We start from the raw sequence: 11489 nt of genomic DNA, 5'->3' as shown, positions 1-11489 counted from the left end.
TATTAAAATTACTACAACTATTTGAGCAGAATTTTCTAATAAAGACTTCTATAATGCCTACAGGCACGAACTCCACGTTGTATCAAGGTTTTCCAGAGATGAAACAAATTTATTTGATTTTTGCTTCCATACTTTTACTACTTCACTCCTCTTTACTTCATGCCGAAAAGACATCTATTAGAGGCTTTTCTACAATTGGATTAGTAAAAAGCAATTCTGGAGATGACCTAAATTTCAGAAGAAACCTTGCACGCACGGCAGAGGATTCTGACTCATGGTCATTAGAATCAGACACAACATTAGGATTGCAGATTGATACTGTTTTAAACGATCAATGGAGTGCATCAGCTCAGTTTGTTTACAAAAACAGAATTGACCAAAGCATAGAAAATAGCATCGAGTGGGCTTACTTACGCTACCAACCAAGTCCTGACAACCCTTTCAGCTACCGCCTAGGTAGATTAGGTGTTGATGTCTTTATGCTCTCTGAGTACAGAAATGTAGGATATGCATATCTGTGGGCCCGCCCACCTGTCGAGTTTTATAGCCCGCTTGCTTTTGATTATATCGATGGAGCTGACATCACTTACTCCACGTTATTAGAAGAATCCTTTTTTCAAGCCCGCTTAACCGTGGGTACGACACAAAATGATTTTGTATATGACGATGTAACACTTAAGGTTTCTCCAGCTATTGCCTCAAGCCTGCTATGGGAAAGTGACTACTGGAAGTTCAGATTAGGCTACGCCCATATAGAATTAAGTGACCGTGTCGATTTCTATGAACCTTTAATTGATGCACTCGATGACAGCACTCCGTTATGGCCTGAAGCAGCATCGGCTGCTGACGATCTCAACTTGAAAGGGAAAAAGTTCGACTACTATACGCTTGGCCTTACCTTCGATAATAACCAATGGGTTATTCAAACCGAACTAAATCAAGTTAAAACCAAAGATAATATATTCACTTCCTCTCACAGTGGATACCTTAGCGTCGGTAGAAGAATCGGTGATTATACCCTTTATGGCATAGGCTCTATCATTGAGAACACCGATGAGATAAATCAAGTAGCCGCCGTACCTGATTTGTTACCGGCTCTAGTAAAAGCCCAACTCACCGGCTTAAGAAACATAGTTCAGGATCAATACAATCAAACAGGAGTAGATCAGAAATCACTCGGCCTAGGCGTTCGTTGGGATATTTATCACAACACCGCCATAAAATTCCAATGGGATAGAACTTGGATAAAACCGCATGGCGCTGGCTTATGGGCTAAAGATTCATCGTTAACAACGGATGAAACTGTAGATACTTTCTCAATCAACGTGAACTTTTTGTTCTGAGGGCTGAGACGATGAAGTATCTAATATATATCCTCTCCTCATTGCTGATCACCATAGAGGCTTCAGCTGAAATGATTGTGATCTCTCACCCTGAGAGCCAAGTAGATAAATTGAGCAAAAAACAGGTCATTGACCTATATATGGGACGTGTACAGCATTTTCCTAATGGTGGAAAAGCCTCAACACTTGATATGCCAGCTGATTCAGACCACAGGGCTAAATTTTATAAAGGCCTGACAGGTAAATCCCTACCCCAAATCAATGCATACTGGGCTAGACTGATATTCGCAGGTCGAGCAACACCGCCTCAGTCAGTAGAATCATCAAAAGAAGTAATCGCTACTATTATGAAAGATACTACTGCTATAGGTTATATCGAAAAATCAGAGTTAGTGAGTTCGGTTAAGGTTATAGCGCATGTTGAGTAATTCACTCAATGCAAAGCTCTCTATAAGAACAGGCATAACCATTGCGTTGTTTGCCTGTTTATTTCTCTTTATCTCGGCGATAGTTCTTTTCCAACTCTCTTATAAAGAAGAGCTTGATGAGATCCACAAAAGCCTGCAACAACTAGTTAAAACGGTTGAGCAAAGCGCGAAAGTTGCCGTTTATCTTGAAAATGAAGAGCTTGGCACGGAAATCACACATGGTCTCATTATCAATGACAATGTGTCTGGCGTAATTCTAAATAGCGATACAGGCATGTTGTTAACCGCGGGAGATATTTCCATCAGGCCCAAAGCGCGGTTAGTTGTTTTAAAATTAAGCGACCCTTTTACGCCAGCACTGCCAATAGGAAAGTTAACCTTAATACCCAATCAGGAGCTAATTGAAGCAACAGCAAAGAAACGAGCGCTGTCACATATCATCATATTTGGCGTAAATTCCATCTTTGTTGTTTTGCTCGTGATCATGTTAGTCAATCGACTTTTAGCAGCTCCACTTAAAAAGATTGCTCAACAACTACACATCATAAAACCTGGGACCAGCCAACGAATTATTACGCCAACGGGGCACGATCAGGATGAAATTGGGCAACTGGTAAAAGACAGCAATAATCTGCTTAGACAGATGCAAAAAACCATCCAACAAAAAAATCAACTATTCGATGAAGTCCAGAAACTAGAACAGAAATTCCGGTTATTGTTTGACAATGCCCGTGTGGGAATTGCATTAGTAAACATGGATGGTCAATTGCTGATGAACAACCCTGCTTTTGCCAACATTGTTGGCGAACAAGCATGCCAGTACTTTTCCGAGAACCAAACAAGAAAGCTGATTGAACTATTTGAAGAAAGGGATCATTTAGCAAGAGCAATTCAGAAAGCGCTTACGTCCCCAACGCCTGTTTCTCTGGACTTAAGCCTCAAACTAGAGAACGAAATTGATCGCCACTTACAGTGTATTCTTTCACAAGTACTCGATGAGAGCGGTGAAGTTCTTTTAGAGCTGGTCATTTATGACATTTCAGAACGAGTATTCCGTGAGCAGAAAGCTCGCCACGAGTCAGAAGTTGATACACTCACCGGCCTCCTGAATCGTCGTGGTTGTAAACGCCTTATTAAACAGTCGTTAATGAAACAACCCAATAGTCAACACGCAGTTATGCTAATAGATCTTGATCACTTTAAACCGATTAATGATACCTATGGCCATGATGCAGGGGACCGGGTACTTAAGGAGGTTTCTAATCGATTTGATTCTGCCTTGCGCAAATCAGACCTACTTTCGCGCTGGGGCGGGGATGAATTCTTGATTTTTATAACAGGCGAAGCCGATTCTCTGGAAGATGAGGTTTCCACCATAGCAGAAAAGATATTAAGACTGCTTGAAGCAGACATAGACCTCGGTTCTGGCAAGGCTGATCGAGTAGGTGCAAGCATCGGTATTGCATTAGCACCTCGTCATGGCACGGATCTTAACGCTCTAATTAAAGCGGCTGATATCACGATGTATCAAATCAAAAAACAGGGCAAAAATAACTATCTAATCTATGATGAATCTGAGGGTATGGAAAATACGGGATAAATGCCCTTCCTCTCTAAGCAAGAGATTAAATAGAAAATTAATACGTTAAATACCTCTTAAATCTAAGCATTTTGCTAATTTGTGCCCCATTATGTAACAGAGTCTCAAAAAAACCTTATACATTAGGAGGAAATATTCGGTTAAGCCTTGCACATTAGTTCCCGAATCCCGACAATGCGCACAATATTTTTGAAAGATCATTCACATGCGTACATTAGAAGATTCTCTACCCCTACAATTGCTGAAAGCTCGTGAAGCTACGCTGTCTTTTGTTAGACCCTTATTACAAGAGAACTCTCTGACAGAACAGCAATGGCGGGTCTTGCAAACAATCAAATTCCACCAAGAGCTAGAATCAAAGGCTCTTGCTGAACTATGCTGTATTTTAAGCCCAAGCTTAACAGGTATACTCAAACGCTTAGAGCAGCAGGGCTACATCCAGCGCAGAAAATCAGAAGAAGATAAGCGTCGTATTTTAATTAGTCTTACAGGCAAGTCAGTAGATCTACTTGAGCACCTAACACCTGCTGTAGAAGAGCGTTATCAGGCATTTTCTGAACGTTATGATCAAGATAAACTAAAACAGCTAATGACTTTATTATCAGAAATTGAAGCGATAGAGCCCTAATTTAAGACTTTGCAAAAAGAGCAACCTCATCTTCTAGCAACTCTCTACTCTCCCCCGGCGATAAGGATCTATCTAAATCCAAATCGCCAATAGAAAGCCTCTGCAAACCTACAACGGCGTTTCTAAACCGTCCAAACATTCGCTTTATCTGATGGTAACGGCCTTCTTGCAGCGTCACTAAGGCAGTATTGGTATCTATGATCTCAAGATCTGCTGGTTTCGTAGTTATACCTTCAAAAGGAAAATACATCCCCGCCGCAAAAGCAGGTATGTACTCTGTAGATAAAGGCTTAGCGAGTTCTACTCTGTAACGCTTTGACACCTTCGTGTCCGGAGAAGCAATCTGACTAGACCATTCTCCATCATTGGTTAACAGCAATAAACCCGAGGAATTGAGATCTAAACGACCGGCAATATGAACATCATCATAACCGTCTGCTAGCAGATCAATAACTGTAGGATGGATTGAATCTTTAGTCGCACTGACATAACCAACCGGCTTATTCAACATCAGGTACACAGGACGCTTATCCTGAAGAACCTCCCCATCACACTCAATTCTAGAAAATCTATCGACCACCTGATTCGCAGCTGATGCCGGCAATCCATCCACCAATACCTTTTGTTGAGCGATGAGTATTCTCACATCTTTACGGTGATAGGGTGTATTGGCCGCAAGAAAACGATCAAGACGAGATTTATTAAAAGACATGAATCACTTCGGTTTTTCTTCCACCGATAAAGGATCGTCTAGATCACCATCTAGCCACGAATCCATATCTGGCTTTTCAGGCTTAGACTTCGGAAAATCAGGGAACTGCGGCTTTTCATCGATGACCCAATCCTCTAACAAATCAGCATCATCCAATTTTGGCTCCGGTGGCAAAGGGTCGCCCTCAAAGCCAGACCAAGCGATATCCCCCATCATAACGCCGTCTTCAAAGTCATCAGTGGGAACTGCAACGCATAAATCTTCAATCGTTGCTTCTTTTAAAGACTCTACATCCGCACAAAAATGGACATCTTTTTCGCATTGATCGCAAAACCTTACAAATGGGTCCTCAGTTTTATCCAAATCACCCCAAGCTTTAGGGCACTTGTAATTAATCTTACAATCTCTTTTATCCACTGGGACCTCTAATAAGACGTCAATAATTCAAGCTTATTATCACGTATAAGGGCAAACAAAATCTAAGCGTTTAAACCGCCCATACAGATATATTTTGTTTCTAAATAATCATCCAACCCATATCTAGATCCCTCTCGACCATGACCTGATTCTTTAACACCACCAAAGGGAATTAGCTCTGAGCTGATAGCCGTCTCATTAACACCTACCATCCCATATTCGAGCGCTTCTGATACCTGCCAAATGCGCGAAATATCTTGCGTATAGATATATGAAGCTAGGCCAAAAGAAGTGTCATTAGCCATGGCAACGCCCTCTGCATCCGTTTTAAATTTAATGACAGGCGCCACTGGACCAAAAATTTCTTTACTAAAGATATCCATATCAGCTTGCACGTCAGCCAGGACTGTTGGCTCATAAAACCACCCATCACTTTCAACTGGCTGACCACCTGTCACCAATCTTGCTCCTTGACCAAGCGCGCCTTTCACGACAGATCCAATGCTGTCCAACGCTTTCTCAGTTATCACAGGGCCGAGTGTTGTCTGCGCTTCAAAACCATCGCCTAAACTGAACCCTTGGATAGCCTCTGTGAATTTAGCCAAGAAGCGATCATAAACACCTTCTTGTACTAACAAACGATTTGCACAAATACAGGTCTGACCAGAATTTCTAAATTTAGAAGCTAGCGCACCAGCAACCGCTAGATCGATATCTGCATCATTAAAGACAATCACTGGCGCATTACCGCCCAATTCCATTGATGTACGCTTAACGGTATCTGCGCACTGTCGTAGTAAGAGCTTTCCTACGGGTGTGGATCCGGTGAAGGTAAGCTTTTTAACGATCGAGCTAGCAGTAAGAACCTCACCAACCTCTTCAGCCTTAAGGCAAGGCAAGACATTGAACACTCCGGTAGGAACTCCTGCTCGAATAGCCAGCTCTGCTAAAGCCAATGCTGATAGTGGTGTTTCAGGAGCAGGTTTGAGTACAATTGCACAACCAGCAGCTAACGCAGGAGCTACTTTGCGCGTGATCATAGCATTAGGGAAATTCCAAGGTGTTATGGCTGCAACAACGCCTACAGGTTGTTTAATTACAAGACTGCGTCGATCTTGTGCGGAAGGTAAAATATCACCATAAATACGTTTAGCTTCTTCAGCAAACCACTTCAGATAAGATGCTCCGTACAGTATCTCACCCTTAGCTTCGGCAAGGGGCTTGCCTTGCTCAAGCGTTAAAATCGATGCGAGATCATCGGCATATTCAATAATAAGATCATGCCAATGTTGCAGCACATTCGAACGCTCAGTGGGCGACTTTAATTTCCACTCTTGCATCGATATTTGAGCAACCTCAATCGCGTTCCGCGCCTCGTGCTCTCCAACATCTGCCACATGAGTAATTATCTCACTATTAGCAGGGTTAAAAACTGGAAATTCAGCCCCACTCTTCGCATCTACCCATTCACCATTGATAAAAGCCTGTCCCCGTAACAGACTAGGATCACTCAAACTAAATCCCATACTTCACCTTCATTTAGGTAGGCCTGCAAAAAACGGGCGAAGTCCTACAACTCGACTATATTCGCTTACGCATTTTTTGCAGACGATTTAATTCTTCTTCTAATAACGAACGTCTTAACACCTTGCCGACATTAGACTTAGGTAAGTGAGTTCTAAACTCAACCAATCGTGGCACTTTATAAGAAGTTAAACGTTCGCGGCAATATTCACGCACTTGCTTAACTGATAAACGTCGATTGGAAGTCACGACAAATAGCTTAATGACTTCACCACATGTTTCATCAGGCAATCCAACTACAGCACACTCTACAACATCAGGATGGCTGGATATGGTGTTTTCTAATTCATTGGGATACACAGGAAAGCCTGAGATATTAATAATATCTTTCTTGCGATCAACAATACGCAAGGTTCCATCATCTAAAACACGAGCAATATCGCCTGTAGCTAACCAGCCATTAGAGTCTGGAATCGATGAATCATCCCTCAAATAACCTGACATAACCTGAGGCCCTCGAACATAGAGCTCACCGGTTTCTCCAGAACAGAGATCTTCCCCTTGTTCCCCAACAATACGCACCTCTGTCAGCGGTAAAGGCCTACCTACAGATCCATATCGGGAGTTATGCGGTTCCTCTATAGCTACAACAGGAGAAGCCTCGGTAAGGCCATAACCTTGTATGATTTGGCAGCCCGTTATACTTTCCCACTCATCACTTACAGAACGCGTTAACGCCATGCCTCCTGAAAGAGTTAGCTTTAAACGCGTCATATCTAACTGATTGAACAGGCTATTTCGACAAAGTGAAACAAACAAAGTATTGATGCCTGAAAAAACAGTGAAATCCCACCGACCGAGTTCATTAACTAAACCTTGGATGTCGCGGGGATTTGTAATCAGTACGACTTGGGCACCCAAAACAGGCATGACTAAACAATTCAGCAGAAAACCATAGATGTGATAAAGCGGTAAGGGGGCGATTGCAATCTCTTCACCCGCTCTTAACGTATCAGGTAACCGATGCTTCAACTGCAACACATTCGAAATCAAATTTCGATGACTCAGCACCGCACCTTTTGGTGTGCCCGTTGTACCTACAGTGTATTGGATCAGCACAGGCTGTTCTGCATCACACTGCACTTTTTCTAAGGTGTAGTGCGCGCCTTTAGCAAGTGCTTCTCGAAAACCAACCGCCTCCCTTAATCTATATTTAGGGACGATTTTACGTAAATACTTCGCAGAGCAATTGATCATTAAACGGCGCATTAAAGGATGGATATCACCCAGCTCCGTGACCAATACGGTATGGATATTAGATTGAGGTAACACCTCTTCTAACAGATGAGCACTATTAGCAAGAATGATGACCCCTTTAACATCAGCATCTTTAAATTGATGCAAGGTTTCAGCAGCGGTGTAAAGCGGATTGGTATTAACGATGACTAAGCCAACCCTAAGTGCCGCCAGTACTGCAATTGGGTATTGCAAGGTATTCGGCAATTGAATGCCAATTCGATCGCCAGGCTCTAGGGAAGTACAATTTTGTAGGTAAGCCGCTAATTTCTCAGCAAGGCCATCAAGCTCAGCGTAAGTTAACGTCGCTCCCATATGGGTAAAAGCATCTTTATACGCAAAGTTTTGGCAAGCACTATCAAGTAGTTCCGTGACACTCCCAACACTTTGGATATCTAGCTTTAACTGTTCGAGAGAATCTCGTTTTACACTCACCTGAAAAGCTCCTTATACTCAGGCTAAATTGTCCTTTATTGCGGTATACCTTCAACAAAGGTCACCAAATCTCCTGGTTCCAGAGCAATCCAATCCTCATTATCTGTTAAGGGGACCGTCGCTATCACGGTGACGATATCTTTCGGAGTGGTTTCTTTAACAAAATCCACTTTCATTTCACAGTCTGTCAGACTCGCTTCGCCGAAAGGTGCTTTACGGGTCAACCAAGACAATTTACTGCCACAAAATGCGAATAAATGGGTAGATTCAGTTAACAGCATATTAAATACACCTAGCGCTCTTAGCTGTTCGCAACACTGCTTGATGAATTCTGAAAGCTCATCAAAGCTCTCAGGGCGTTGAGGAAACGCTTGCCTGATCTCACCTAATAACCAACAGAATGCATACTCACTATCGGTGGTTCCCACCGGGTGATAAAAGGAGAGCGGCTTATCAAATAAAGCTTTATCTAACTGCCCATTGTGCGCAAACGTCCATGTATAGCCCCATAGTTCCCTCTGAAAAGGGTGAGTATTTTCGAGGCAGATATGGCCTACATTCGCTTGCCGAATATGACTAATAACCACATGACTTTTAATAGGGTGTTCTTTAACTAAACGTGCAATTTTAGAATCTACACTGGGGTTAGGATCATGAAAGCAACGCGCACCTTTACCCTCATAGAAAGCGATACCCCAACCGTCTTTGTGAGGCCCTGTTCCACCACCACGCTGCATAAGCCCGGCAAAGGAAAAGCAGATATCAGTAGGTATATTGGCACTCATACCCAACAATTCACACATCGCTACAATCCTTAATCAACGACAACGAAGTTATAGATGTTTATTCTGATTTATCTTCCAGAACAATCTTATCAGGTAGTGAATCAATTGCATCAGAACCCGATTCGATTTTACTGCTTTCATCCATCAGCGCAGACGTTTCTTTCATTCGACGCTCGCCGACAAAACAACCATCTGGATGAATAGACATCTGTTTGCTTTCGACTGTAGCTCTAACTTGTCCACCGGCATCGATGTGCAGTTCGTCACAGATAATTTCACCTTCAAGAATCCCACACACATCAACACCACGAGCTTTAATAAGCCCACGTACGTGACCAGATTTTCCGATAGAGATATTATCTAGAGAACTCACATTGCCTTCGAACATACCATCGATGTGCATTTTACCGACGATACTCATATCACCACAAAATTTATTGCCTTCTGCAATTATTGTAATGGCTGATTGTGCAGGTTTAGCGGATACATTTCTTTTAAGGATGCCCATTTAACTCCCTTAACCTTTGTAAACAAAGAATCAAAATTTGTTATGTCCCAGGAGAGGAATGGTTCGGGATCGATTGCTGTATACATATGGCGAATCTCATAATGCAGATGCGGCCCAGTAGACATGCCCGTATTACCACTTAATCCTATCAGCTGTCCCTTACTGACAAGATCTCCAGTTTTTACTTTTAAAGCATCCAGATGCGCAAAGTAAGTTTTAAACCCAAAGTTATGCTGAACCTTAATCAGCTTACCGAAGGATTTATTGAAAGCAGCATATTCAACAACGCCATCAGCTGTCGCATAAACAGGCGTGCCTCTATTTGCTTTAAAATCTATACCATGATGCATCACCCGTTTTTTACGTACCGGGTGAAAACGAGATCCATACTTATCAGTAATCCTGATTGCTTGAATAGGCACACCGTTAGGAATACTGTGCAAAAAAAATAAACGTTTATTCGCCTCGATAGTTAGTTGCTCAGCTTTAAGCGGGTCAATTTCATCAGAAGGCTCGAAACCTAATAAGGTTTCCAATCCATCAAGCGAATTGTTGAACGAAGTGTTCAATTCACCAATTCTGATGTTCTCTTCCTCTAACTTATCTCGCTCAATTTTTATAGTGCTAAGAGATAAACTGAGCTCTTTCAATTCCTCTACATAGAGCTGTTGAGAACCAACCATCAATTCATAATTTTCGCTTAGTACCTGATGATCTTCTTCTAACTCAGATAGATCATCCGTTGTAACAACTAACAGTGCATTCGAAACGAAAAAACTGATTGCTGACAAAATCAAAAATACTAGCAATACATATTTTGCTATTTGGTTAACCGTATATTGGCGAGAGCCATATACAGTGGTTAAAGTTATAACCAGTTTATTTCTCAAGATAACACCTGTAACGACTTGAGATGGGTAAAAATGAGCCTCTAAATATACCCATTTTTATATCCATTGTCATAGTCATTACAGGCGAAAGGCATAGATAATAAAGGGAATTATTCTATTGTGTAATATAGCTTTAATCCCCGTCCAACATTCGGCCAAAACCGCCTAAAACAGAACCTTCACCCTTATCATTACCACCCGATGATGGCGCTGATGCAATTAAGCGATCAGCAAGACGTGAGAACGGTAAGCTTTGAACCCAAACACTACCTGTACCTTTTAACGTCGCAAGCCAAAGCCCCTCACCTCCAAAGATCATCGACTTCAGGCCTTTAACCATTTCAATATCGTATTCAATTCCTTCGGTAAAACCGACTAGGCAGCCCGTATCAATCCTTAAAGTTTCATCATTTAACTCTTTACGCACAACCGTGCCACCTGCCTGCACAAACGCCATACCATCGCCTTCAAGCCTCTGCAGGATAAAACCTTCACCGCCAAAGAAACCCACACCAATTTTCTTTGAAAAGGCGATTTCCACTTTGGTTCCTAAAGCAGCACACAAGAAAGCATCCTTCTGACAGATTACCTTCTCACCATAATCGGCTAAATTAAGAGGCACTATACTACCCGGGTAAGGCGCAGCAAAAGCAACTCGCTTCTTGCCGCTACCCTCGTTTCCAAAATGCGTCATGAACACGGACTCACCCATAACCATGCGCTTACCTGCAGAAAAGAGCTTACCCATTAAGCCTTGATCAGGCTCAGAACCATCTCCCATCTTGGTTTCAAAATTAATGCCCTCTTCCATGTAATTCATCATGCCGGCTTCGGCAATCACTTTTTCACCTGGATCTAACTCCACTTCAACGATTTGAAGTGATTGACCAATAATTTCGTAATCGACCTCATGACAACGCATT

General features: G+C 42.3%; 12 protein-coding genes. 4 read left to right on the top strand and 8 right to left on the bottom strand.

Features of this window, described 5'->3' with window-relative positions:
- Nucleotides 1-98 precede the first annotated feature (98 nt).
- From ACMXYT_RS05790 to hpaR, 4 genes are all read left to right on the top strand, one after another.
- Entirely contained in the window at nt 99-1343 is a 1245-nt protein-coding gene (locus tag ACMXYT_RS05790; RefSeq protein WP_415912018.1) for a hypothetical protein, read from the top strand.
- Between the two features lie 11 nt (nt 1344-1354).
- Entirely contained in the window at nt 1355-1771 is a 417-nt protein-coding gene (locus ACMXYT_RS05785) for a hypothetical protein (protein WP_415912017.1), read from the top strand.
- Nucleotides 1761-3371, top strand: a complete 1611-nt coding sequence (locus ACMXYT_RS05780) for a diguanylate cyclase domain-containing protein (protein ID WP_415912016.1) — start codon at nt 1761-1763, stop codon at nt 3369-3371. The genes ACMXYT_RS05785 and ACMXYT_RS05780 overlap by 11 nt, the downstream gene beginning before the upstream one ends.
- Nucleotides 3372-3576: 205 nt before the next feature.
- The gene (gene hpaR, locus ACMXYT_RS05775) at nt 3577-3999 is read left to right on the top strand and encodes a homoprotocatechuate degradation operon regulator HpaR (protein ID WP_415900676.1); all 423 of its coding nucleotides are present in this window, start codon (nt 3577-3579) and stop codon (nt 3997-3999) included.
- Between the two features lies 1 nt (nt 4000).
- Here the strand turns inward: hpaR and ACMXYT_RS05770 are convergent, their stop codons facing one another.
- From ACMXYT_RS05770 to ACMXYT_RS05735, 8 genes are all read right to left on the bottom strand, one after another.
- Entirely contained in the window at nt 4001-4711 is a 711-nt protein-coding gene (locus ACMXYT_RS05770) for a pseudouridine synthase (RefSeq protein WP_415912015.1), read from the bottom strand.
- Between the two features lie 3 nt (nt 4712-4714).
- Nucleotides 4715-5128: a hypothetical protein gene (locus tag ACMXYT_RS05765; protein WP_415912014.1), complete on the bottom strand. Its 414-nt coding sequence runs from the start codon at nt 5126-5128 to the stop codon at nt 4715-4717.
- 62 nt (nt 5129-5190) lie between these two features.
- Nucleotides 5191-6654, bottom strand: coding sequence for an NAD-dependent succinate-semialdehyde dehydrogenase (locus ACMXYT_RS05760; RefSeq protein ID WP_415912013.1), 1464 nt, complete (start codon nt 6652-6654; stop codon nt 5191-5193).
- 55 nt (nt 6655-6709) lie between these two features.
- Nucleotides 6710-8383 (bottom strand): AMP-binding protein, encoded by a 1674-nt coding sequence (locus ACMXYT_RS05755; RefSeq protein WP_415900672.1) that lies wholly within the window; start codon nt 8381-8383, stop codon nt 6710-6712.
- Nucleotides 8384-8418: 35 nt separating this feature from the next.
- A complete protein-coding gene (locus ACMXYT_RS05750; RefSeq protein WP_415900671.1) occupies nt 8419-9186 on the bottom strand; it encodes a class II glutamine amidotransferase in 768 nt (255 codons plus the stop codon).
- A gap of 40 nt (nt 9187-9226) precedes the next feature.
- Nucleotides 9227-9676, bottom strand: coding sequence for a bactofilin family protein (locus ACMXYT_RS05745; RefSeq protein WP_415900670.1), 450 nt, complete (start codon nt 9674-9676; stop codon nt 9227-9229).
- On the bottom strand, nt 9619-10566 hold the full coding sequence (locus ACMXYT_RS05740) for a M23 family metallopeptidase (RefSeq protein WP_415900669.1): 948 nt from the start codon (nt 10564-10566) through the stop codon (nt 9619-9621). Before ACMXYT_RS05740 ends, ACMXYT_RS05745 begins: the two co-directional genes overlap by 58 nt.
- Before the next feature lie 133 nt (nt 10567-10699).
- Complete coding sequence (locus tag ACMXYT_RS05735; protein ID WP_415912012.1) at nt 10700-11488, bottom strand: TIGR00266 family protein; 789 nt, start codon at nt 11486-11488, stop codon at nt 10700-10702.
- Nucleotide 11489: the final 1 nt, after the last annotated feature.

The sequence above is a fragment of the Neptuniibacter sp. QD37_11 genome, assembly GCF_047778105.1.
GTDB lineage: Bacteria > Pseudomonadota > Gammaproteobacteria > Pseudomonadales > Balneatricaceae > Neptuniibacter.
Note: the sequence above shows the minus strand (reverse complement) of the source record. Positions and strands in the feature narration are given on the sequence as shown.

Coding starts and splice junctions, on each gene's coding strand:
- ACMXYT_RS05790 (WP_415912018.1), top strand. CDS start 99: ATGAAACAAATTTATTTGATTTTTGCTTCCATACTTTTACTACTTCAC.
- ACMXYT_RS05785 (WP_415912017.1), top strand. CDS start 1,355: ATGAAGTATCTAATATATATCCTCTCCTCATTGCTGATCACCATAGAG.
- ACMXYT_RS05780 (WP_415912016.1), top strand. CDS start 1,761: ATGTTGAGTAATTCACTCAATGCAAAGCTCTCTATAAGAACAGGCATA.
- hpaR (WP_415900676.1), top strand. CDS start 3,577: ATGCGTACATTAGAAGATTCTCTACCCCTACAATTGCTGAAAGCTCGT.
- ACMXYT_RS05770 (WP_415912015.1), bottom strand. CDS start 4,711: ATGTCTTTTAATAAATCTCGTCTTGATCGTTTTCTTGCGGCCAATACA.
- ACMXYT_RS05760 (WP_415912013.1), bottom strand. CDS start 6,654: ATGGGATTTAGTTTGAGTGATCCTAGTCTGTTACGGGGACAGGCTTTT.
- ACMXYT_RS05750 (WP_415900671.1), bottom strand. CDS start 9,186: ATGTGTGAATTGTTGGGTATGAGTGCCAATATACCTACTGATATCTGC.
- ACMXYT_RS05745 (WP_415900670.1), bottom strand. CDS start 9,676: ATGGGCATCCTTAAAAGAAATGTATCCGCTAAACCTGCACAATCAGCC.
- ACMXYT_RS05735 (WP_415912012.1), bottom strand. CDS start 11,488: ATGCGTTGTCATGAGGTCGATTACGAAATTATTGGTCAATCACTTCAA.